Genomic DNA, 23,577 nt, shown 5'->3' with positions numbered 1-23,577 from the left:
AGGAAGAATATGCCATCTACATTTTTTGGATTAAATATAGCGACATCGGGCATGAATGCCTATAACATGGGCTTAAATACAACGGCGCATAACATTTCCAACCGCAACACCAAGGGATACAGTAAGCAGTCTGTTGAGCAGAAGGCAGGGATTCCGCTGAGTCTGCGCACTTCATACGGTATGCTTGGTACCGGTGTGGAGGTTATGGATATTGTCAGCAGCCGTGATGATTACTATGACTATAAGTACCGTAAGAGCAATTCGGTTTATGGAAGATACAGTACGTTAGATCATTATCTGCAGGATATTCAGGGATATCTTTATTCAAAGGATGCAGAGTCCGGCGGTATTACCAATGCACTGGATGATTTCTTTAAGACCGTGACGCAGCAGACAACAGATGCATCTGATACCACGATGCGTCGTCAGGTATCCGGATCCGCCGATACGCTGATGAATTTTATCCGTGAGACAGCCGATAATCTGCAGACGGCACAGAAGGAGATCAATGCACAGGTGAAAAGCGCCGTGGACAAGATCAATTCCTATGCCGGACAGATTGCTTCCCTGAATAAGCAGATCAATACACTGGAGGTAAATGGTGGTTCTGCAAACGATCTGAGAGACCAGAGAGCAAAGGTGATTGATGATCTTTCTGCTCTGGTTGATGTGGAGGTCGAAACATCTGTCCCGAAAGACGGACAGGGCACAGAAGAATTTCTTGTATTTATCGGTGACAGTGTACTTGTCGATACGTATATGACGAATCAGATCGAGCTTGTGGCCAAAACGACCAAGGACAACCAGACGGATTACGATGGTCTTTATGAACTTCGCTGGAAGAACGGACAGGATTTCAATATGCGCAGCAGCATTCTCGGAGGAGAGCTGCAGGCACTGTTGGAGATGAGAGACGGTAATAATTCCGAGAACTTTTCGGCAACGCTGACCGGATATACAAAGGGTTCTGCACAAAAAGCGGGAACGATCACGCTGAAGGCTTCCCAGGCTGACGGCGCATGCAGTGACAGCTCCTGGGATCTGTCGAAGCTTAATATTCCGGAGAGCGACGGAAAGCTTAAGATCTACAATTATGAATTTGAATATGATTCCTTTGAGGTATCTGTCAGCGCCGATGGAAGTTATGAATATACATTTACTTTAAAGAAGTCGTTAAATGAAGGACAGAGTGGTCATTTAGAAACCGCCTTGAACAGAGACAAGACTACCTCCACAATCGGAGACGATGTTGGATTTCGAGGCATTCCTTATTATATGGCACAGCTGAATGAGTTTGTGCGTACCTTCTCTGCCAATGTCAATCAGATCCAGAATACCGGATATGATCTTTATCAGGAAAAGGGCTGTGATCTTTTCGTGGCGGCTCCGCTTGCGGATGGAACAGAGTATGAGATGGCAGAGCTTTTGTACAATAAGACGGAGGGCTGTTATTATCTGAACGGCGAGGCACAGAAGGGTCTTGCCGGCGCGGATGTGGTCTATACCTTCTCTTCGAAGACGCAGAAAGGACAGAAGCTGTCTTACTACAGCATGACCGCATTAAATGTACAGGTATCGGAGGATGTGTTGAGCGATGGAAAGAAGCTGGCGTTTTCTACGGAAGCCAATGCCGGTGTAGCTTCCTTTGATAATCTCAGCAGATTTTCGGCACTGCGGGAGGATAATACTATGTTCAAGCAGGGAATGCCATCCAACTTCCTTGCGATTATGACGGCAGCAGTCGGTGTCGATGGTACAAAGATCAATGACTGCACCACCAATTCCAAGAATATTGTGGATGGGGTCGAGAACCGCCGTTTATCCAAGTCCGGCGTTGATGAAGACGAAGAAGGAAAGAACATGATCGAGTATCAGAATCTTTTGAAATATCAATATCGTGTCATTTCGGTAATGAATGAGGTACTGGACCGCCTGATCAATTCAACAGGTGTATAAGACAGAAGGAGCGTGTGAAATATGAGAGTAACCAATTCAATGATATCCAACAGTGCGCAGACGCATATTGGAAATGCCAAGAGCAGTCTTTTGAAATACGAGGAGCAGTTTACTTCCGAGAAAAAGATCCAGAGACCATCGGATGATCCGACGGTGGCAGTACGTTCCTTAAAGTACCGTAGTACCATATCCCAGATCAAGCAGTATGTGGAGAAGAACGTGGAGGACGGTCTTTCATGGATGGATACGACAGAGTCTGCCATGAAGAATATCAACTCCATTCTGGTCAACATGAAGGGATATCTTGATCAGGGTGCCAATGACTATCTGGCGCAGGACGAGCGTAATTCCGTATTATCCGTATTAAAGCAATATGTTTCCTCTGTGTTTGAGGATGAGGCAAATGCGGATTATTCCGGAAGATATGTGTTTACCGGTTATCGTACGGACACATCACTTCTGTTTGATGAATCCACGAAGAATCTGGCATATGACATCAAGGAGAACTTCAAGTACACAGATATCGGAACGGTCAATGTTGTTACCGGTACGGTGGAGTACAAGAAAGGAGCAGATGCGCAGAATTATGCAGACCAGATGGCTGCCATTGAGAAGAAATCCTTCTATAAAGTTCAGCTTGCATATAAGAATTGTTCCGCGGTCTCCTATGCTTCTGTCAAGGATGGCAAAGATGCAGCAGAAAATTATGTGACACTGACGACAAGCTATAAGGGCGCTGACGGAAAGAATGTCGAGGAGGTCTATAACCCGGTGACAAGGGCTTCATCGGATGCGAATGCCTATGAGGTTGGCGATGATGAGGTCATTTATCTTTATGATACCGGAGAGATGCTGATTGGCAAGAATGTTTATACAGAGATTCAGGAGAATCAGGCCGATTTCCAGGCAAATTACTGCAAGACGGAGTTTGACAAGAGCGATATACGCCCGGAGATGTACTTCGAGTGTCAGAGCTACAATAAGGTTTCCAAGAAGGAGACAACATACGCGGATCCGGATGGACAGGAGATCAAGTATGAAGTAAACTTCAGCCAGAATATGACTGTGAATACACAGGCGAGAGATGCGATTGATACGGATATTTACCGTGTGATCGATTATCTGAGCAATGCGATCGCCGATGTCGATGAGGTGGAGAGCCGCATTGCGAATGCAGACAAGATGATCGCCAACACCACGGATCCGGATGAGTTAGAGAAGCTCAATGCGTATAAGGAGTCGCTGGAGACGGAGAAGTCTCTTCGTGTCACGGTGATGACCGAGGCGTTTGGCAAGGGACTGACCATGGTAGATACAACACAGAAGAAGCTGAATGTTGCAGTGGCAGATCTCGGTACGCGCTATGATCGTCTGAAGCTTACATCCGATAAGCTTGCAGATCAGAAGGTTGATGTTGAAGAGCAGCTTTCCAACAATGAGGATGTTGATATTTCGGATGCCTACATCAATCTGACTCAGGCAGACAATCTGCATCAGTATGCTCTGACAGCCACATCAAAGATCCTTGGCAATACATTGTTGGATTATATTTAATATGATGGGCTGAAAGCAGATCGTTGCAAATTGCCCGGTAATGGAGTGAGACGTGGTATTATTTTACAAAGAAAAGAGGGTGAACTATGTTAATTGATACAAGATATTTTGGGGAGATCGACATGGACGAGAAGAAGATCGTTCATTTTGAACATGGATTATTCGGTTTTGAGGAGTACAAAGACTATACGATTCTGTACGATTCGGAGAGTGAGAAAGAGCCGTTTTTCTCATGGCTGCAGTGCACGACAGAGAAGTCACTTGCCTTTCCGGTCGTGAATCCGCTGAAGGTAAAGTCCGACTATGATCCGGTGGTGGAGGATGAGCTGATGAAATCACTCGGTGAGTTCGGCGAGGATGATCTGGTGGTTCTTGTACTGGCAACGATTCCGCCGGAGGTTCAGAAGACATCGGTGAATCTGAAGGCACCACTCATTATTAATGCAGGCACCAGAAAGGGTGTACAGCTTGTTGCAGACAATCAGGACTATGAGATAAAGCATTATCTTATGGCACAACATTAAGGAGGTGCAGATATGCTGGCATTAGCGCGCAAGAGCAATGAATCCATAATGCTTGGAAATGACATAGAGATCACGGTTCTGGAGATCAAGGGTGATCAGGTAAAGCTTGGAATCAAGGCACCGAAATCAGTACCGATCTACCGTAAGGAGATTTACCTGCAGATCCAGGAGGAGAACCGGCAGGCAGTTCGGGAGGTGGATGTAGAAGCTGTCAAAAATCTGTTTGGTGGTCAGCAATAGGCGTATTTGTGGAGAAATTTGGAGGGAGATGTAATGATTTCCCTCCTTTTTGCCGATATAGTATCCAGAAGTAACAAATTTAGATAAGCACACGGAGGTGTTAGGGATGAAAATCGAAGGATTGGGAAGTGTTAAGACAGGCACGGAAGGAGATTTTGACACTGTGAAACCGGTAGAAAGTACGACTGGCAGAGGGACGGCATCGCCGATAACGGCGCCGATCGTCACGAAGGTAGTGACCGAAACGGGAGCACCGATGGGGGGGCAGGAAGGCGGAGAAACGGAACAGTCCGGTGCAAAGGATCCGACACAGAAGACCATTGATGCCATGATGTCAGAAGCCAATCAGAAGCTCAGCAAGACAAGATGTGAGTATTCCTATGATGAACCGACCAGAAGAGTTTCTATTAAGGTTTATGATAAGGAGACGGATCAGCTGATCCGCGAGGTGCCGCCGGAGAAGTCTCTGGAGGCATTACAGAAGATCTGGGAATTAGCCGGCATCATTGTTGATGAGAAGAGATAAAGGTTTTTTAGAAAGGGAGGGTTATTATGCACTTAGAATGACGGGAATGACTTCAGGACTCGATACAGATTCCATTGTTTCTGCGTTGATGGAGGCACAGACAACCAAGAAGACAAAGGTCGAAAATAAGAAAACGAAGCTGGAGTGGACACAGAATATCTGGACAGGTCTCAACAAAAAGCTCTACAGCTTTTATACGGATTCTGCCGGAAAGATGCGTTTCCAGTCAAGCTACCAGACCAAGAAGGCAGCATCTTCCGATGCTTCCATATTGACAGCAACAGCACAGTCAAGTGCGTCCAGCGGTTCTTACACGGTTAAGGTTAACCAGCTTGCAGCTGCACAGTATGTGACAAGTGCGAAGGTTTCTGCCAAGTCAACCGATGCCTCCGGTAAGGTAACAGAGAGCAAGGTGACATCTGACACGAAGCTGTCTGCTCTTGGCTTTGATACAGAGGGAGATACCACGATTGAGATTACAGCCGGTGAGAAAACGATCAATCTGAACGTGGATGAAACTACCACAGTCCGTGATTTTGTCAATGCACTAAAGGATGCCGGTCTGAATGCGTCCTTTGATGAGAAGCAGGGACGTTTCTTTATCAGTGCAAAGGAGAGCGGAGCAGACGGTAAGTTTACGATCACCAGCAAGACGATGACCGGAGAGCAGGTTGCAGCACAGAACAAGCTGATGGACTCGGTGGATTACTCGAATTTGTCTTCCGGTGATCAGGACACGGTCAAAAAGATCCTCAGTGATCTTAAGAACGCACAGGATACCAGTGCTGCAGCAGATGCAGAGAAGAGTCTGCAGGATATCTCAGACCGCACGGCGAAGGAGAAGGCAACAGAGTATATAAGAACAAGCTTACGGATGATATGCTTTCCAAGTACAAGTACGAGACAGATGGCACGGATGGCAACGGTGATGCACATAAAGCCGGAGATATCGATTACAGTAAAGTGAAGCAGGCATTGCAGGAGGCTGGTCTGGACAATAATGTCTACACAGAAAGTGATCGTCTGATCGTACTGAAGCAGAAAATCATCGAGCCTGCCGTGACAGAAAAGCTCGCTTCTGAGGAATATACCGGTAAGATTGACAACGCAGTGACAAGCGGTCTGGGGGATGCAGGCATCGAGAAGCAGAGTGAACGCTACGCAACGATCAGTCTTGCCGTGAATGGTTATGCGCAGGCAATGAAGGATGGCACAGAGCAGTCAAAGGAATCAGCACTGAAGCTTCTTGGTATGGATGATATTGACGGTTCTGCGGTCAAAGAGAGTGCAGATGGTACCGGCATGGTTGTTATCGAGGCAGCTGATTCTATTGTGCAGGTCAATGGTGCAACGCTGACCAGCAGCAATACAACACTGGATGTCAATGGACTGTCACTGAATCTGGTCTCTGCATCTGACAGGGAAGTAAAGGTTACCGTATCCAATGACAGCACTGCAGTTTATGATGCGATCAAGGACTTTGTAGAGCAGTATAACTCCGCATTATCGGAGATGAATAAGTATTATTATGCAGATTCTGCCAGAGGATACGATCCGCTGACCGACGATCAGAAGGAAGCAATGTCCGATGAGGAGGTAGAAAAGTGGGAAACAAAGATCAAGGATTCCCTGCTTCGTCGTGATTCAACACTCAGCGGTATTCTGGAGACCTTCCGTACTTCCCTGACCGGTATTACGGTGAAGGCATCCGATGGTAAGACATATTCTCTTGCAAACCTCGGTATTACAACCGGTAAGGATTATAAGGAATATGGTCTGCTTCATATCAAGGGCGACGAGGATGACACTGATTATGCAGATTCCGAGAATACATTGCAGTCCATGATCAACAGTGATCCGGATATTGTCATGGAGGTTATGTCAGGAATCGCATCGAACCTGTACAATAATATCAACAAGAAAATCTCTACCACCACAACGATGAAGAGTGCGTTGTCCTTCTACAATGACAAAGAGATGACAAAGCAGATGACGCAGTACAAGAAAGACATCAAATCGTGGGAGACGAAGCTGTCTGACATGGAGGATCGTTATTACAAGCAGTTTTCCGCAATGGAGACAGCACTTTCCAAGCTTCAGTCGCAGCAGAATTCGTTGGCAAGCTATCTTGGCAGCAACTAGGATTTGCAGGTGCGTATAAGAGGAATTCAAAAGGGAAATAATTCGCAGAGTTTCGGAATAGCTTTAAAGCAGGATCTCTGCCGGGAAATGGAGTGACATATGGCAACATTTAACAGAGCAGCACAGATGTATCAGAAAAATGCCGTACAGACAGCGTCGCCGGCAAAGCTTACCCTCATGCTTTATGATGGAGCAGTGAAGTTTACAAACATTGCGATCGAAGCCATCGAAGCGGGGGATATTGAGAAGGCTCATAATAATATCGTGAAGGCACAGAACATTATCGTAGAGTTTCGTTCCACACTGGATATGAAGTACCCGGTGGCAAAGGATTTTGATGTGGTTTACGATTATATTTACCGCCGTCTGGTGGAAGCCAACATGAAAAAGGACAAGGACATTCTGGTGGAAGCACTGAAGCATATCAAAACCATGCGGGATACATGGAGAGAGGTTATGAAGCTGAATAATGTTTCATAACAAAGGAAATGAGGAAAATGATGGATAATATAGGAGTGTATGTTTCTGCATTGCAGGAATCCTTACAGAAGAAGCTGGATGTGCTGCTCGAGCTTTTAAAACTGACAAAGGAGCAGGGTGCGATCCTGAAGGAGAAGGAGCCGGATATGGATCGGTTTGATGAGATCATTCAGGAGAAAGCAAAGCTTTTGGACAATATGGAGACATTGGATCGGGGATTTGATGCATTATTTGCGAAGGCTGGTGATACGCTCAAGAATAACAAATATGAGTATCAGACACAGATCACCGAGATGCAGAATCTGATCCGCAGCATTACGGACACCGGCGTGCAGATAGAGGGACAGGAACATCGCAATAAGACGGCGTTCCAGCAGTATCTTACCGGTGCCAGACATGAGATTAAGGAATTTACGGTTAATAATCATGTGGCCAACAGTTATTATCACAATATGGCCAACCAGCATCAGTCCTGGCAGTCCTATTTTCTGGACCAGAAGAAATAAACAACACCCCCCGGACGCAAGTGTCCGGGGGTTATTCTTTGAAAGACTATTGGCAAATCGATATTTTGGGTGTGGAAAGTTTAGGTGAATAATTGACAGCTTGACCGGAAAGGAAAAACGATGATTTACAAATGTTTAATGGCGTATCTTATGATCAATCTTGCCGTGCTGCTTCTCTATGGACTGGACAAATGGAAAGCGAAGAACCACCGATGGCGGGTCTCGGAGGCTGCACTGATGATGGCAGCCGTTTTCGGCGTTTTCGGTGCATATGGCGGTATGCATCTGTTTCATCACAAGACGCAGAAGCCGAAGTTTTATATCGGTGTTCCGGTAATCTTTGTCGTGGAGCTTATGCTTTTCGTAGTATTTGCGGTTACATTTCATTAGAAAAATAACATGCCAAGATGATAGACAATGAAGGATACGATCAGAGCGGCTGAGATCGTCTCATAGAGCAGAGTAAATTCCGTACATGACGTTGTCATTGTCATGGGGGTATGATAAAATATGGGCATGAATAACAGGAAATTATATATGTAATACCATAAAGATAACGAGGGGTCGGTGGGTACAGACGGTATATGGGAATAGACAGAGATAGGATGGATAGAATGAGGGAGGGATCGGCATGAAACGAATCCGGAAAAGATGCATTGTGTGGCTGCTGACACTCTCTTTATGGATTACCGGTGGGATATATCCGGGTAGCATCACAAAGCAGGTCAAGGCGGCAGACACGCAGGGGGAAACAGAACATGAGCCGGAGATTGCCTCGGATGCAGTATGGCTTTCGAAGGAGGAGACAGGCAGTCTGCCGCTTACAATGGAGATGCCGGATTTATACTATACAGCCGGACAGGACGAGGCACTCAGTCTGAATGTACAGGCGGAAGGAACCGGAGAGTGGCGGTATGTTTTCCATGTGGAACTGGATGAGTGGACGGGATACAGCTGGGAAGAAGTGGTTATATTTAACGGTCCGGGTGCAAGCCTCGATGAGAATAATGTATGGCATATGAGTCAGGAGCATTATCATTATTTCCGTAAGGGAAGGACATACCGTTTTGTTTTTCAGGTGTCCCGGATGAACGGTGTGACCGATTACGATATACAGTATTCGCTCCATGCAACGACGAATGCCGGCTGTGAAAATGGCGTGATCTGGCGGAAGGGCGTCAGTGAATGTCATCCGGATGACACGGAAGAATATGCTGTGATCGAAGGGTATGAGGGCGATGAAGTAATCTGGCGTATGCCGTCAGAAATCGGCGGCTATCCGGTTCGTTATGTGGAGCTTCGCTTCCAGCAGGAGAATAACAATGTGCAGGTGGTCATGGTGGATGCCCCGGTTATGATTAACTATGGATTTAATCGTTTCCCTGCGGTAAAGGACGTCTATCTGATGAACGACAAAATCAATCTGATGAATACCTATTGTTATGCAGATGATTTTGTGATCCATTGTTACGCCGGAGGTGGGGCAGAGAGGGAATGTAAAGGGAACAGGATCACCTATCAGATTCTGGGGGAGGAGACGCTGCATACGCCGGAGCCAACGGCTGCACCAACGGCTTCCCCGAAGGTGACACCGAATCCAAAGCCTCTTCCGACTGCGGTTACCATGTCTGCGATTGACTGCCTGTACCGTGTCAATGAGCAGGATGAGGTGACAATCTTAAAGTATACCGGAAGTGCGCAGAATCTGGTTATATCCCGGATTGATGGAATGAATGTCACGGCAATTGCGGAGGGAGCCTTTCAGGAGAAAAAGCGCCTGCGGAAAGTTGAACTGCCGGATACACTTCGGGAGATCGGAGAGAAGGCATTTTATGAAAGCGGTATTGAGAGCATTGCGCTGCCGGAATCTGTGGAGAAAGTCGGAAAAGAAGCGTTCAGCCATTGCTACAGTCTGACAGCGGTTCAGGCGGGAGACCACATCCGGGAATGGGGCTGTAATGCACTTGATTATACTGCTTATATGGATGATGAGGCAAACTGGAAGGACGACATGCTGATCGTTGGAGGCAGTCTTATCTTGTACCGGGGGGATGCGGAAATATTGACGATCCCGGAGGGGATTACGACTCTGGGAGATTATTTTATACCGTATTCTCCCAATATGCGTTATGTTTTTCTGCCCAAAAGTCTGTATTATATTGGCGAAGGAGCATTTGCAATGACCAGCCTGATGGGAATGGAAATTGCAGCCGATGATCTGCGGGTGATCGGTAAGGATGCATTTTTTTGGACAAGTATTCGGTCATTGTATTTGTCCGGCGATTCGGTAGAGATTCAGGAAGGGGCATTTCGTTATTCTTCCGTGCATTCTCTTCAGATTGCGGCGAAAAATGTGATCATCGCTGAAAATGGTTTTAAGGATTCCGAAAAAATAATGGATATGCTTGTACTCCCTGACCTGACAAAAGATATTTGCAACTTCTTAAAAAATGGGAACGGTGCGAAACAGCTTGCATTTACTAATGTCTCTGCCGGACAGTTTGAGAAGATCTTAAAGGAAAACGGAGGAGCGGATCTGATGGAAAAGGCAGATGCCGTCTACGTTCCGTTTGCAAGAGAGGAGCTGTCCGATCCCGATCTGCTGGAGGACAGTAATGTATTCTATCAGGGAGAGTGGCATCTGGTACGTTATATGATGCAGAATCATGCGGAAGAGATTTACGCGGTCAGGGATGGTGAGACATGTCCACAGCCTGGAATGGCAGATGTATATAGTTATCCTCCGATTGGTACTGTGCTCTATCACAAGGGCTATGATCTGAACGGGGATGGTGAGCCGGATGAACTGCCGGAGAAGGTGACAGAGAATCTGGTTATACAATGTCTGTATGAGATTGCAGAGAAGGAACATACCTGGGAGTTAGTGGATATAACCTATCCGGAAGGAGATTGTGAGGAGCCGTCGGAGTCGCGGTATCGCTGCGGCGGCTGCGGAGAAGAGAAGACGGAGAAGTTGGCAGCACTGGGACATGACTATGAGAAGGAGTGGACGGTTGATCTGGCGGCAACCTGTACGCAGGCGGGGATCAAATCGCATCACTGCAGGAGAAGTACATGCGATAAGCTGGGAGCGGTTACGGTAATCCCAAGTCTGGGTCATCAGTGGGATAACGGAGTTGTGACGAAGCAGCCTTCCGCGAAAGAAAAGGGCATTAAAACATATACCTGCCGTCAGTGCGGGGAGATCCGCACCGAGGAGATTTCATGGACATCGACACCGCAGCCGACAAAGCTCCGGAAACAAAACCGCCGGCTGCTTCCATGACGCCGGCTGCTTCCATGACGCCGGTGCCGGTCAGAACGCCGGAGCAGTCTGCAACGCCGTCGACGGAACCAACCAGACAGCAGGAGCAGACAACGTCGTCTGACGGGGATAATACGGCGGGAGCGGGCAGTTCATTAACAGACAATACTTTACCGGCAGCTTCTGTAAAGCCGGCTTCCTCCGATAAGAAAAACAGAAACAGCACATCGGGTGTCTCATTGAAAAAGAGCGGTGGTATAAGTAGAAAAACACTTTCTGCGCCGGTGATCCGCATCCAAAAGAAAAAGCAGGGGAAGCTACGCTATCTTGTGATCAAATTGACCAAATATCAGGGGGATCATGTGCAAATCTGTTACCGAAAGAAGAAAACAGGAGCTGGGTGCGTCTGGCAATGAAGTATGACACGCTGAAGAAGAAAGAGGAGATATTCCGGATCCGCTATCTTTCGACAAAGGGCTCGCTGTATGTGAAGGTACGGACCTGGAAGAAAAGCGGCAGCAAGAGAGTGTACAGTGCGTATTCGAGACAAAAGCAGATCCGCCTGACGGATAAATGGGAAAAGACGATTTGTGGAGGACACGGTAAATGAAGGTACGATGGAAAGCGAAAATTGCATATCTGCTCACAGCAGGCTTATGTCTGGCAGGAGCCGCGGACATTATGATACCGGTGGTGCATGCACAGATAGAGCATGTGCAGGAAAGCAATGCGGTGGACAACCGGTGTTTTCAAACACTTTCGGATGTTTCCACATTGACGGCAGCAGACTGCATTTACAGTGTGGATGACAAAGACGAGGTCACGATCCTTAAATACACCGGAAATGCTAAAAAGCTGATCATGACGGAGATTGATGGCAAAAAGATCACGGCAATCGGTGATGGAGCTTTCGAGGAGCAGGGGCAGTTAGAAGTGGTTCAGTTTCCGGATACCCTGCGGTCCATTGGCTGCAAGGCGTTTTACCATTGTGGCTTCCAAAGTATTATATTGCCCGATTCGCTGGAAACTGTCGGTGATGAGGCGTTTAATGTGTGCATTGGATTAACGCAGATTAAGGCTGGTCCCAATATCCGGAAATGGGGATATCATGTGATCGATCAGACAATGTATACAGATAACGAAGCAAACTGGAAGAATGACATTCTGATGGTGGGAGAACAGTATGCGATCGAACACAGATGGGAACAGGAGATCATCAATATTCCGGAGGGAGTAACGACGATCGCCGATAATTTTATAATTTTTAGTTCAGAGCTTCATTATGTTTATATGCCGGAGAGTGTGAAATATATCGGGGAGGGAGCGTTTGCATGCTGCCCGTATCTGAAGAGTGTTGAATTTGCCGGGAATGATCTGCGTCTGATCGGGGAGGAAGCATTTCAGTCGACACAACTGGAAAAGGTATATCTGTGCGGAGAGTCGCTCGAGATCGGAGCGAGAGCGTTTCAGAACTGTACCGGGTTAAAATACATGCAGATCGATGCCGGGCATGTTACTCTTGGACAGGATTTTATCAGTGACATACCGGAGGGGAGGATGGAGCTTTTGGTACTTCCGGAGTTGACACAGTCTGTCTGTGATATTATGATGGATAAAGCAGTGTCAAAGAAGCTGGCTTTGACGGACACCTCCGCAGAAGCTTTTGAATCGGTCTGTCGGGAGGCAGGGACAGGATTTTTAAATAATCTGGAAGAAATCGATCTTCCGTTTGCAAAGCAGGCGCTTGCGGATTCCTCACTGCTGGAGGGAAATAAAGCACTCTATCAGGGAGAGTGGCATCTGGTACGCTATCTGATCCGTCACTACATGGAGGCAGAATATATCGTAAAGGAAGGGGAAAACTGTCCGTATCCGCTGATCGGGGATTCGTATTGTTATCCGCCTGTCGGGACGAGCCTGATCAATCTCAGGTGGGATCTTGACGGGGACGGTGTGGCGGACAGACTGCCTGGTGTTGTGACAGAGGATATTACGGCGAAAGCCCTTTATGAGATTGAAGAGGCGGCACATGACTGGCAGCTTATTGAGACAATCTGGATCACGGATGACTGCGATTCCTATGGAACGGCAAAGTACGTTTGTCTGAACTGTGGGGAGCAAAAGGAGGAGCTTGCCACGCCGCGTTGGCATGATATTTCCGAGGAATGGACGATCGATCAGGAGGCAACCTGTACGAAGTCCGGAAGCAAGTCACATCATTGCAAACGAAGCGGCTGCAATGAGAAGGAGAACGTCACTGTCATACCGGCTACCGGTCACAAATGGGATAACGGTGTGGTGACAACAGAGCCAACTGGTGAGACGGATGGAGTCCGAACATATACCTGCAGCCGATGTGGAGGAACACGGACGGAGGCGATCGCCAGACTTGCGACGCCGCAGCCGGTGATCACAAGCACACCGCAGCCGACGGACTCTTCCGGTACATCACATCCGGCAGAGCCCTCCGGAGTGCCGCAGCCAACGGTTTCCTCTGATGTGCCACAGCCGACAGATGGGACACAAGCCTCTGTCACGCCGGAAACCGGAGATCAGACGGCTCAGCCATTGTCACCATCCGGAGATCCGTCAGATCCCGCGGCAACGCCTGAAGGCGGAGAAAAGCTGACGGGAGGAAACATCACCAATGTTGGTAACACCGGCACCAAGAAATTTCCGGCTCCCATTGTGCAGATGCAGAAGAAAAAAGAGGGATCGATCCGTTATCTGGTGCTCCGGGTGGAGCGGTATCAGGGAAACCGGGTAGAAATCTGCTACAAAAAGAAATCCAAGGCTTCCTGGACAAGACTTTCCCTAAAATATAACCGGCTCAAAAAGAAAAAGGAAACCTTTAAAATCCGTTATCTGTCCACCAAGGGCTCGCTGTATGTGCGGGTGCGTACCTGGAAGAAGAGCGGCGGTAAAAAAATGTACAGTGCTTACACAAAGCAAAAACGCATTTCGTTAAAAGAATAAATAGTATGAAGATAAAATGTAAAGGAGAATTATATGAAGGAAGTTTGGATATGATACATTGCGGATTTGCAAAATGGTATCAAGCATTTGGATTTAGGCTACTAAATAATTTATGGCGTTGCGAAGGTTGATTTACATTCCCCTTGTAAGTACAAATGTTGCGTGCCGATAAAGGTGTGTTCCGTGTCTTTATATAATCTTAATACAGAAGTAGAGACTCTTATACCATCTTTGAAAGCAATTGGATATAATAAAATGCATCACGAAGGTGGTGCTATTAGAATTGATAATAAGGAGTTTTAATTAATTATGCCGGAAAATTTATGTAAGAAAAAGCACATGACATCTTTTCGATTAATTATTCTGGGATTTGCAGGCGTGATCTTTTTAGGAACCGTTCTGCTTATGCTTCCCATTTCCACATCGGAGCAAGTGTTGACCCCATTTCATGAGGCTCTTTTTACAGCCACTTCTGCGGTATGTGTGACGGGACTTGTGGTGAAAGACACCGGAAGCTACTGGTCTCAGGCAGGGCAGACGATTATTCTTGTCCTTATACAAATTGGAGGACTGGGAGTGGTAACTGTGGCGGCATCTGTTTCTCTTCTTTCCGGGAAAAAAATATCTCTTATGCAAAGAAGTACTATGCAAGATGCGATGTCAGCACCTAAAGTTGGAGGAATCGTCAGACTGACAAGGTTTATTTTAAAGGGGACATTTTTGACTGAAGCTGCAGGGGCATTGTTATTGCTGCCAGTTTTTTTATCGGATTATGGGTTAAAGGGGATTTGGCTGTCAGTTTTTCACTCTGTTTCTGCTTTTTGCAATGCCGGATTTGATATACTGGGAACAGCAGTTCATGCTTTTCCGTCTCTGACAGGATATTATGGGAGCATCCTTATAAATATGGTAATTATGCTGCTGATCATTATAGGGGGAATTGGTTTCCTTACCTGGGATGATATTTATACGAACAAACTGAATTTTAAACGTTATCGCATGCAAAGCAAGATTATTCTCATGACTACCACATGTCTGATCTTGCTCCCGGCAGTTTTTTTCTTTACCTGTGATCTGAAAAACTTGCCCATGGGGAAGCGGCTGTTGGCAGCTGTGTTTCAATCCGTAACTACAAGAACTGCAGGTTTTAATACCATAAATATTTCAGAGATGAGTGAGGCATCAAAAGCGGTTATGATATTGTTAATGCTGATCGGTGGATCGCCGGGCTCTACAGCTGGTGGAATGAAAACAACAACGTTTACGGTGCTTATTTTAAATGCGATTGCAACGTTTCGAAGCCAGGAAAATGCAGGGGCTTTTGGACGAAGACTGGAATATGACGTGATAAAAAATGCAGCGACAATAGCTATGCTTTATTTTTCCTTGTTCTTTTGTGGAGGAATTGCAATCAGCGTATACGAGGGAATTCCTCTTTTAGACTGCCTATATGAAGCTGCCTCGGCTGTTGGTACGGTAGGTCTGACACTGGGAATTACACCGAGGCTTCATGTTTTTTCACAGGTTGTGCTGATCATACTGATGTATCTGGGCCGTGTAGGCGGTCTGACTTTGATTTATGCGGTATTTTCCGGAAAAAACAAGGGGAATGCAAAGCTTCCTTTGGAAAAAATTACAGTTGGATGAGAAGGAGAAAGATAATATTATGAAAAATGTATTGATTATCGGGCTTGGAAGATTTGGAAGACATGTTGCCATGCAGCTTAATCAGTTGGGACATGAAATTATGGCAGTTGACTGGAATGAAGAAAGGGTGGATAAAGTACTGGCATTTGTGACCAATGCTCAGATTGGTGACAGTACCAATGCTGAATTTTTACAATCTCTAGGGATTGGAAATTATGATATCTGTTTCGTGACCATTGGAGGAAGTTTTCAAAATTCTCTTGAAACAACTTCCCTTCTGAAAGAACTGGGAGCAAAACTGGTGATATCCAGAGCTGAGCGTGATGTTCAGGAAAAATTTCTTTTACGCAACGGTGCAGATAAGGTGGTCTATCCAGAAAAGCAGGTCGCAAAATGGGCTTCTATCCGTTACACGGACGATCATATTCTGGATTATATGGAAGTGGATGCTTCCCATGCGATTTTTGAGGTGGAAGTACCAGAGGAATGGGCTGGAAAAACAGTAGGCGAATTGGATATCAGAAAACGCTACAACATTAATATTCTGGCAGTAAAAAATGAGAGAGAATTCAATATTGCAATTTCTCCGGATACGTATTTGGCAGAGAATACTAAATTACTGGTGTTGGGAGAATACAGAACCCTTCAGAAGTGCTTTCGCATATAGTTTATTTGTTATGAAGAGGCTGGTAAAGAGGTGAAGGTAATGGCAGAAGGTATGTTGGCAGTCGCATGATATAATTTCAAAAACAGTAGAAAAAGGTGACAGGAAAGATGAGTTTAAGAATCGAAGGAGATAATAAAAAAACAGATGAACACATCCTTGTTTGTCTGTCTGCTGCACCTTCGAATCAGAAAATAGTAGATACAGCGGCGAAAATGGCGAATGCGTTGCAGGCACGTTTTACAGCTCTGTATGTGCAGACTGGTACAAAATCAGAAGCCTTAGATAAAGAAAATCTGGAAGAACATATTCGGTACGCAGAAATGCTTGGAGCAGAAATTGTAACGACTCATGGGGAAAACATACCAGTACAGATTGCAGAGTATGCCAGGCTGTCCAATGTTACCAAAATCGTGATCGGACAAAGTAATGCCAGACGGAATCATTTTTTCAGCAAGTCAACTTTGACGGAAAAGTTGATTGAAATTGTACCGGATATTGATATCCATATAATCCCAGATACGGTAAAAACCAGGAGTTATCAGAAACAGCCATTTACATGGTATGTAGAAAAACCGTCTGCAAGAGATTATTTCCTGACAGTTTTTATATTTGCAGTATGCACTTTCATTGGGTTGCTGTTTCAGAAGCTGAAATTCACAGATACGAATATTGTAACGATATACATCTTGGGTGTTTTGGTTACTTCAATAGTGACAGATGGTTATCTTTGCAGTATAGCCGGTTCGTTCTTAAGTGTAGTTTTATTTCGTTTTTTTCTGACAGAACCCAGGATGTCTTTTCATACTTATGCGGTGGGTTATCCGGTAACTTTTTTTATAATGCTTATTTCATCCGTACTTACGGGAGCACTTGCGGCAAAGCTAAAGACGCATGCAAAGATGTCCGCACAGCTTGCCTTTCGCACACAGGTGCTGTTTGATACAGATCGTCTGATGCAAAAGGCCCAAGGAGAAACAGAGATCCTTGATGTTACCTGTACACAGTTGATCCGTTTGCTAAACCGTAATATTACAGCATATGTTGTGGAAAATGGAACTTTATCAGGGGGAAAGCTGTTTTCTGAAGAAAAAGAAGACACAGAAGATTTTTTAATACCAGAAGAACAGCGGATTGCCAGATGGGTCTATGAAAACAGACAGCGTGCCGGTGCATCCACGCAATATTTTCCACAAGCTAAATGTCTATATCTGGCAATCCGAAACGGAAATAGTGTTTACGGTGTAATTGGAATACCACTGCAAGAAGAAATTCTGGATTCTTTTGAATACAGCATCCTGCTGTCTGTAATAAATGAATGTGCACTTGCAATGGAGAATGCGAAAAATGCTACTGAAAAAGAGAAAAATGCGGTTTTGGCTAAAAACGAGCAACTGCGGGCAGACCTTCTTCGGGCAATCTCCCATGATCTTCGGACTCCGCTTTGTTCAATTTCCGGCAATGCAGATATGTTGCTGAGCAATAGTAACCGTCTGGATGAAGCTACAAAGCATCAGATTTACACCGATATTTATGACGATTCTGAATGGCTGATCGGAGTTGTGGAGAATCTGCTGTCCATTACCAGGCTGAATGATGGAAGATTGAAATTTAAATTTACAGATCAGCTTTTAGATGAGGTGATTTCAGAGTCGCTGCGTCATATTAACAGGAAACATGATGATTATAAAATTGTGGCTGACTGTGAGGAACTTGTTCTTACACGTATGGATGTACGTCTTATTATACAGGTTCTGGTAAATTTAATTGACAATGCGATAAAATATACGCCGTCAGGTTCTGTTATTTGCATTCGGGGGATCAAAAAAGATGGGAAAGCACAGATAAGTGTAGAAGATGATGGTCCTGGAATTCCGGAAGAAATGAAACCGCATATTTTTGAAATGTTTTATACAGGGAAAACAACAGTTATGGATAGTCATCGGAGTCTGGGACTTGGTCTGGCACTTTGCCACTCTATCATAGAAGCGCATAACGGAACACTGATTCTGACGGACCATGATCCACACGGATGCAACTTTATTTTTACATTACCCTTGAGCGAGGTGACATTAAATGAATAAGACATTAATCCTAGTGGTTGAAGATGACAGACCTATACGTAACCTGATTATCACTACATTAAAAACACATGACTATAAATACCTAGCAGCAGAAAACGGATCTTCGGCCATTCTGGAGGCTTCATCCCACAATCCGGATATCGTTCTTCTGGATCTGGGACTTCCTGATCTGGAAGGTGTAGAGGTGATAAAAAAAATTCGAACTTGGTCGAATATGCCGATTATTGTGATCAGTGCCAGAAGTGAGGATGCGGATAAAATAGAAGCATTAGATGCAGGGGCGGACGATTATATTACAAAACCATTTTCCGTAGAGGAATTACTTGCTCGCATCCGTGTTACTCAAAGGAGGCTTGCTATAACGCAGACAGGGGAACAAATGGAAAAATCTGTTTTTGAAAATGGAGAATTGAAGATAGATTATGCAGCCGGCTGCACATATCTGAAGGAAGAAGAATTGCATTTGACTCCCATTGAGTATAAGTTGCTCTGCCTTTTATCCCGCAATGTAGGAAAGGTATTGACACATACCTATATTACCCAGCAGATTTGGGGACGATGTTCGGAAAACGATGTCGCTTCTCTTAGGGTCTTTATGGCAACACTACGAAAAAAACTGGAACCAGAAAAAAATGGGATACAATATATCCAGACACATATTGGAATCGGATATCGTATGCTTAGAATTGAGAAAAATAAATTCTAAGCATGTGATCATGAGAGATGAGAAATCAATGATTCATTGAAGAAAATTGTAGAAACAATTGAGTTGTAAATTTTTAACATGGAAGGAGATAAAAGCATGGAAGTGAAGTATTATGTATTATCCCAAGAGAAAAACAATTTTTTGATTGGGAAACAAATGAGCCGGAACGCATGATGGCATGGGTTTCCTTTTCCATAGACAGCTTTCTGCGCCTGTAACCAACGGTTCTTTTGTCTAACTCAGCCGCTTCATTGATACGATTCTTTTATACATATTTCTGTTGGAGAAAATCAGCAGAAACATGTATTGAAAAATCTCCGTTACCGGAGTGCCTTTCTTTTTATAGGCATTGGCATATGTATGAAAATAAATTAATACTTTTTTAATAGATTTTTCCAATAAAGTATGCTATATTATAACTATTTCTGGATAAACAAATGTGAATTTACAAAGGAAGGGAAAACGATCATGGAAAAGATCAAAAAGCGTATAGCTAACTTAAAGGTTGCAGGAAAATTAAAAGTATATCGAATGACAGTGCTTGTTATGACATTATTTTTAGTGTCGGTGGCAGTGATCTCGACATTAGTGATCCGTTCAAATATAGAGAAGATGACGGAGGTCTGGTCTCCGTCATTGGAATATCTGCAGGATTTAGAGACAATGACTGCGAAATACAGAATTAAACAGTATCAGCATCTGGTAGAATCAGATGCAGCAATCATGAACTCCTGCGAAGAAGAAATTCAGAAGCTGGAGAGTCAGATCCAGGATACCGGTGCGAATCTGGATGCGATCATCAATGCAGACAGTGATGCTCAAAAGGGACAGGACGATTACGAAGTAGCAAGCGCTGCATGGGAAAAATACAGGGATGCTTCAGATGAAATCCTGAAGTTGAGCCGTGAGGGTAAACAGCAGGAAGCATCGAAACTGATGACCGGAGAGGTGTATGAAGACTATAAGTCATTTGCTGAAAAATTAACTATATTACGTGACGCGTTCCAGGGAGAATTAGACCAGGCAAAGACCATGGCTAATGTATGCACTGTAATCATATTTATTGTGATCGTGGCAGCGGGTCTTGCGATTGCTGTAGTGACGACACTGATCGGAAGGATCATTACCAATTCCATTACCGAGCCGGTAGAACAGATAGATGCAGCAGTTGCCAGCCTGCGTAAGGGCGAACTGTCTAATGTAGAAATGCTTACCTATGAGTCTGAGGATGAGCTTGGCGATACCGTCAGGAATCTGAAAGAAGCCATGGGTATTCTGGCAGATTATGTCAGCGAGATCTCTGTGGAGGTAAAGGCAATAGCGCAGGGTGACCTGACCAGAAATGGTGATGACATTACAGATTTCCTAGGCGATTTCTCGGAATTGAAGGCATCACTGCTGTATATTCTGAAACGGTTTAACAGTACCCTGACCGAGATCAGCAATCTGGCAGAAGAGGTATCATTGAATTCATCCGAGGTGGAAAAAGCATCAAAATCCCTGGCGGACGGTGCAACGGATCAGGCAGGAGTCATCGAGGAATTGAATGCCACCATTGATACGGTCGTGGATCTGGCGGCAGATACAGCGAAGGAAACACAGAGCGCATCTGCACGTGTAAAAGCCTCTACAAATAAAGCGAACGAAGAAAAAGAAAAAATGAACGATCTGCTGATGGAAATGGAGCACATTACAGAAATCTCCAAGGAGATCGGTAATATTATCACAGATATCGAGAATATTGCATCCCAGACCAACCTGTTATCCCTGAATGCTTCCATTGAAGCTGCCAGAGCAGGAGAAGCAGGAAAAGGCTTTGCAGTAGTGGCAGATCAGATCGGCAAGCTGGCAGCAGACAGTGCACAATCTGCTGTAAATACAAGAGATCTGATCGATAAGACATTAGTGGAAATCGAAAAGGGCAATACGATTACAAGAACAACAGCAGACGCATTCAATCAGATCATTGCAGATATGCAGTCCTTTGCAGAGCTTGCAGAGAACACCATGGAGAAAGCCAACTCCCAGGCAGAGTCCTTGGAGCAGATTGGCCAGGGAATTGAACAGCTGTCCGGCGTAGTACAGGACAATGCTGCATCCTCTGAAGAGAATACTGCAATCAGTATTAATCTGGCAGAGGGAGCAGCCAAGATGCATGACCGCGTGAATATCTTTAAGCTATTCTAGAAAATGACAGGAATAGAGTGAAGTAGTCTGAAGGAAGGTTCTTGTTGTGATTAATCATATATTTCAATTATTTGGAGAGCGGACAGATGATATTTTATTTGAGATCATTACAGAATGTATGGACGATTATCTGTATATATTTGATCTGCAGAACAATATCTTTGAGATTTCACAGTCAGCTGTGAAACGATTTAATATACCGAGTAATATCTTGACAGATATGTCTAATGAAGTTATGAAGGTAGTATATGAAGGAGACCGTGAGATGCTTGCAAAGCATCTTGCGGATATATGTGAAGGAAGAGAAAAGGTACATAATCTTCATTATAGATGGCTTGATAAAGAAGGTATGCCGGTCTGGATCAACTGCCGTGGTATTGTTATCGATGATCAGCAGGGAAATGCGGAATATCTGGTCGGGTGTCTGAATGAGACCGGCAACAAGAGAAGGGCTGATAATATCACCGGACTGCTTGGTGGTCCGGAATTCCTTGCTTACTTGCGTTCGCAAAAGGAACCCATTTCAAAGGGCTTTTTTATGCATGTAGGAATTGATGATTTCGGAGCGATCAATAGCTCCAGGGGAGCTGATTATGGTAATTATATCCTGAAAAGTGTAGCCGGCTGTATGAAGGAATGCCTTTCAGATAAGCAGAGAATTTACCATCTGGTAGCGGATCAGTATGTGATCGTGGATCTGGAAGCTTCTTCCGCAGAAGACGCTGTGGCACTGAAAGAAAAGATTACAGATAAACTTCATAATTTCATAGTAGCCGAAAAGTATGAAGCTATATTTTCTATTTCTATTGGTGTTATAGATGCAGCAACATTTTGTGAGGGAACCGAAGAATGCCGCAAAAAGTTTGAATTTGCCTTGAAACAGGCAAAAAGCATGGGTAAAAATGGCTTCTATATTTTTGACCAGGATGACTATGAGGTCTTTTTACGAAAGGGAAGAATCGTAGCAACACTTCGTAATGCTATTGTGAACCATTATGATGGCTTTGAAGTATACTACCAGCCGATCGTGGACTGTCAGTCCGAACAGATCATTGGAGCAGAGGCACTGATGCGTTTTTCCATGATAACGGAAGAAGGGCGGGAGTTTGTTTCACCGATGGAGTTTATCCCATTATTGGAAGAGACCGGATTGATCATTCCCGCTGGAAGATATATTTTGAACGAAGCTGCAGCAATGTGCTGTGAAATGCAGAAATATATTCCTGACTTCCGGATGAATGTAAATGTATCCTATGTTCAGATCCTGCAAGGCAATGTGGAGCGGGATATTCTGGATACAATTCAAAAATATTCATTACAGCCGGAATGCTTATGTGTTGAAATGACAGAAAGCGGATTTATGGATATGACACCTTCGTTTTGTAAATTTCGTAAAACTCTGGACAAGAACGGGATTCCCTTTGTGATCGATGATTTTGGAACAGGATATTCGAATCTTCATTGTATCCGTGATATGAATCCAAGTTACGTGAAAATGGATAGGGATTTTACTGCCAAGGCGATGAACAATGACAGGGATTATGAATTATATAAAAATATTATCCCCATGGTACATAGTATTAACGTCAGGATATGCGCAGAAGGCATCGAGGAAAAAGAATGGCTTCTGAAAATGAAAGAAATGAAGGTTGATTATCTGCAGGGATATTATTTTGGAAGACCATGTGGAAAGAAACAGTTTCTGCAGCAATATGCCAGTGGCATCAACGTTAAATAAAGAGAGTAACGAAGACAGAGGGACACTTTTTATGACAAAAGGAACGTTCCTATAAAGACATTCTCCCTTTTCTGTGTTATAATAATGTGTAATTTGCATATTTACAGATAGAAAAGGGAGGAGGAGTTTATGTTTCATTATTTTTTACAGTTGAATTTTGCGACGATCTTAATATCCTTTTTTATGTTGATTTTCGTCAATGTAAATCCTGTATTTCAGAGAAAGGTAATTCGGTTGTTTTCCATTGCGATAAGCTCAGTACTGTGTCTGGTTGAGACTATGAGAAAAAGTCTGTAAATAAGATTCTTCTATGATAATGAAAGGCAAAAAATTCTTTGTCAGAGCTTTTTGCCCTTTAGTTATATATAACAGTTGAAAAATG

The 23,577-nt window shown here is 44.5% G+C and carries 20 protein-coding genes; all 20 read left to right on the top strand.

The features are described 5' to 3' along the window. The first annotated feature begins 9 nt into the window (after window positions 1–9). The 20 genes from flgK to DXA20_RS07195 all read left to right on the top strand — a co-directional run bounded on the left by flgK (window position 10) and on the right by DXA20_RS07195 (window position 23,195). Window positions 10–1,956: a flagellar hook-associated protein FlgK gene (gene flgK / locus DXA20_RS07290; RefSeq protein ID WP_118559816.1), complete on the top strand. Its 1,947-nt coding sequence runs from the start codon at window positions 10–12 to the stop codon at window positions 1,954–1,956. A gap of 21 nt (window positions 1,957–1,977) precedes the next feature. Then, window positions 1,978–3,510 carry a flagellin N-terminal helical domain-containing protein gene (locus DXA20_RS07285; RefSeq protein ID WP_118559815.1) on the top strand — a complete coding sequence of 511 codons (1,533 nt, stop codon included), beginning with the start codon at window positions 1,978–1,980 and terminating at the stop codon, window positions 3,508–3,510. An 86-nt stretch (window positions 3,511–3,596) separates the two neighbouring features. Further along, window positions 3,597–4,034 carry a flagellar assembly protein FliW gene (fliW, locus tag DXA20_RS07280; protein ID WP_022306608.1) on the top strand — a complete coding sequence of 146 codons (438 nt, stop codon included), beginning with the start codon at window positions 3,597–3,599 and terminating at the stop codon, window positions 4,032–4,034. A gap of 12 nt (window positions 4,035–4,046) precedes the next feature. Beyond that, entirely contained in the window at window positions 4,047–4,274 is a 228-nt protein-coding gene (gene csrA, locus DXA20_RS07275) for a carbon storage regulator CsrA (protein WP_022306607.1), read from the top strand. A 106-nt stretch (window positions 4,275–4,380) separates the two neighbouring features. Further along, on the top strand, window positions 4,381–4,800 hold the full coding sequence (locus DXA20_RS16395) for a flagellar protein FlaG (protein WP_199877061.1): 420 nt from the start codon (window positions 4,381–4,383) through the stop codon (window positions 4,798–4,800). Then, window positions 4,787–5,767: a flagellar cap protein FliD N-terminal domain-containing protein gene (locus DXA20_RS07265; RefSeq protein WP_118559814.1), complete on the top strand. Its 981-nt coding sequence runs from the start codon at window positions 4,787–4,789 to the stop codon at window positions 5,765–5,767. Before DXA20_RS16395 ends, DXA20_RS07265 begins: the two co-directional genes overlap by 14 nt. Continuing rightward, window positions 5,680–6,942, top strand: a complete 1,263-nt coding sequence (fliD, locus tag DXA20_RS07260; RefSeq protein ID WP_118559813.1) for a flagellar filament capping protein FliD — start codon at window positions 5,680–5,682, stop codon at window positions 6,940–6,942. The genes DXA20_RS07265 and fliD overlap by 88 nt, the downstream gene beginning before the upstream one ends. Window positions 6,943–7,041: 99 nt before the next feature. Beyond that, entirely contained in the window at window positions 7,042–7,422 is a 381-nt protein-coding gene (gene fliS, locus DXA20_RS07255; protein WP_022306604.1) for a flagellar export chaperone FliS, read from the top strand. Between the two features lie 20 nt (window positions 7,423–7,442). Continuing rightward, window positions 7,443–7,928, top strand: a complete 486-nt coding sequence (gene flgN / locus DXA20_RS07250; protein WP_158577161.1) for a flagellar export chaperone FlgN — start codon at window positions 7,443–7,445, stop codon at window positions 7,926–7,928. Window positions 7,929–8,048: 120 nt separating this feature from the next. After that, entirely contained in the window at window positions 8,049–8,318 is a 270-nt protein-coding gene (locus DXA20_RS07245) for a DUF1294 domain-containing protein (protein WP_118559811.1), read from the top strand. Window positions 8,319–8,559: 241 nt separating this feature from the next. After that, complete coding sequence (locus DXA20_RS07240) at window positions 8,560–11,214, top strand: leucine-rich repeat domain-containing protein (protein WP_118559810.1); 2,655 nt, start codon at window positions 8,560–8,562, stop codon at window positions 11,212–11,214. Then, on the top strand, window positions 11,154–11,609 hold the full coding sequence (locus DXA20_RS07235; protein ID WP_147403715.1) for a hypothetical protein: 456 nt from the start codon (window positions 11,154–11,156) through the stop codon (window positions 11,607–11,609). The genes DXA20_RS07240 and DXA20_RS07235 overlap by 61 nt, the downstream gene beginning before the upstream one ends. Continuing rightward, window positions 11,594–11,803, top strand: coding sequence for a hypothetical protein (locus tag DXA20_RS07230; RefSeq protein ID WP_118559808.1), 210 nt, complete (start codon window positions 11,594–11,596; stop codon window positions 11,801–11,803). Before DXA20_RS07235 ends, DXA20_RS07230 begins: the two co-directional genes overlap by 16 nt. Next, window positions 11,800–14,169, top strand: coding sequence for a leucine-rich repeat protein (locus tag DXA20_RS07225; RefSeq protein WP_118559807.1), 2,370 nt, complete (start codon window positions 11,800–11,802; stop codon window positions 14,167–14,169). Before DXA20_RS07230 ends, DXA20_RS07225 begins: the two co-directional genes overlap by 4 nt. 309 nt (window positions 14,170–14,478) lie before the next feature. Further along, complete coding sequence (locus DXA20_RS07220; protein WP_118559806.1) at window positions 14,479–15,816, top strand: TrkH family potassium uptake protein; 1,338 nt, start codon at window positions 14,479–14,481, stop codon at window positions 15,814–15,816. Window positions 15,817–15,835: 19 nt separating this feature from the next. Then, a complete protein-coding gene (locus DXA20_RS07215; protein WP_118559861.1) occupies window positions 15,836–16,483 on the top strand; it encodes a potassium channel family protein in 648 nt (215 codons plus the stop codon). Window positions 16,484–16,590: 107 nt separating this feature from the next. Further along, window positions 16,591–18,564 carry a DUF4118 domain-containing protein gene (locus DXA20_RS07210; protein ID WP_118559805.1) on the top strand — a complete coding sequence of 658 codons (1,974 nt, stop codon included), beginning with the start codon at window positions 16,591–16,593 and terminating at the stop codon, window positions 18,562–18,564. Continuing rightward, on the top strand, window positions 18,557–19,270 hold the full coding sequence (locus DXA20_RS07205) for a response regulator (RefSeq protein ID WP_022304841.1): 714 nt from the start codon (window positions 18,557–18,559) through the stop codon (window positions 19,268–19,270). The genes DXA20_RS07210 and DXA20_RS07205 overlap by 8 nt, the downstream gene beginning before the upstream one ends. Before the next feature lie 468 nt (window positions 19,271–19,738). Further along, window positions 19,739–21,457, top strand: coding sequence for a HAMP domain-containing methyl-accepting chemotaxis protein (locus DXA20_RS07200; protein WP_118559804.1), 1,719 nt, complete (start codon window positions 19,739–19,741; stop codon window positions 21,455–21,457). Between the two features lie 46 nt (window positions 21,458–21,503). Next, window positions 21,504–23,195, top strand: a complete 1,692-nt coding sequence (locus DXA20_RS07195) for an EAL domain-containing protein (protein ID WP_118559803.1) — start codon at window positions 21,504–21,506, stop codon at window positions 23,193–23,195. The last annotated feature ends 382 nt before the right edge of the window (window positions 23,196–23,577 follow it).

The sequence above is a fragment of the Roseburia sp. AM59-24XD genome (assembly GCF_003478445.1).
Classification (GTDB): domain Bacteria; phylum Bacillota; class Clostridia; order Lachnospirales; family Lachnospiraceae; genus Jutongia.
The sequence above is the reverse complement of the archived record's forward strand: the minus strand, read 5'-3'. Positions and strand labels throughout refer to the sequence as shown.

Excerpts from the sequence above, each read along its gene's own strand:
- DXA20_RS07215 (WP_118559861.1), top strand. The coding sequence starts at position 15,836 with ATGAAAAATGTATTGATTATCGGGCTTGGAAGATTTGGAAGACATGTT.
- DXA20_RS07240 (WP_118559810.1), top strand. The coding sequence starts at position 8,560 with ATGAAACGAATCCGGAAAAGATGCATTGTGTGGCTGCTGACACTCTCT.
- DXA20_RS16395 (WP_199877061.1), top strand. The coding sequence starts at position 4,381 with ATGAAAATCGAAGGATTGGGAAGTGTTAAGACAGGCACGGAAGGAGAT.
- DXA20_RS07285 (WP_118559815.1), top strand. The coding sequence starts at position 1,978 with ATGAGAGTAACCAATTCAATGATATCCAACAGTGCGCAGACGCATATT.
- flgN (WP_158577161.1), top strand. The coding sequence starts at position 7,443 with ATGGATAATATAGGAGTGTATGTTTCTGCATTGCAGGAATCCTTACAG.
- fliS (WP_022306604.1), top strand. The coding sequence starts at position 7,042 with ATGGCAACATTTAACAGAGCAGCACAGATGTATCAGAAAAATGCCGTA.
- fliD (WP_118559813.1), top strand. The coding sequence starts at position 5,680 with ATGCTTTCCAAGTACAAGTACGAGACAGATGGCACGGATGGCAACGGT.
- DXA20_RS07245 (WP_118559811.1), top strand. The coding sequence starts at position 8,049 with ATGATTTACAAATGTTTAATGGCGTATCTTATGATCAATCTTGCCGTG.
- DXA20_RS07235 (WP_147403715.1), top strand. The coding sequence starts at position 11,154 with ATGGACATCGACACCGCAGCCGACAAAGCTCCGGAAACAAAACCGCCG.
- fliW (WP_022306608.1), top strand. The coding sequence starts at position 3,597 with ATGTTAATTGATACAAGATATTTTGGGGAGATCGACATGGACGAGAAG.
- DXA20_RS07220 (WP_118559806.1), top strand. The coding sequence starts at position 14,479 with ATGCCGGAAAATTTATGTAAGAAAAAGCACATGACATCTTTTCGATTA.
- DXA20_RS07225 (WP_118559807.1), top strand. The coding sequence starts at position 11,800 with ATGAAGGTACGATGGAAAGCGAAAATTGCATATCTGCTCACAGCAGGC.
- DXA20_RS07265 (WP_118559814.1), top strand. The coding sequence starts at position 4,787 with ATGAGAAGAGATAAAGGTTTTTTAGAAAGGGAGGGTTATTATGCACTT.
- DXA20_RS07210 (WP_118559805.1), top strand. The coding sequence starts at position 16,591 with ATGAGTTTAAGAATCGAAGGAGATAATAAAAAAACAGATGAACACATC.
- DXA20_RS07200 (WP_118559804.1), top strand. The coding sequence starts at position 19,739 with ATGGAAAAGATCAAAAAGCGTATAGCTAACTTAAAGGTTGCAGGAAAA.
- csrA (WP_022306607.1), top strand. The coding sequence starts at position 4,047 with ATGCTGGCATTAGCGCGCAAGAGCAATGAATCCATAATGCTTGGAAAT.
- flgK (WP_118559816.1), top strand. The coding sequence starts at position 10 with ATGCCATCTACATTTTTTGGATTAAATATAGCGACATCGGGCATGAAT.
- DXA20_RS07205 (WP_022304841.1), top strand. The coding sequence starts at position 18,557 with ATGAATAAGACATTAATCCTAGTGGTTGAAGATGACAGACCTATACGT.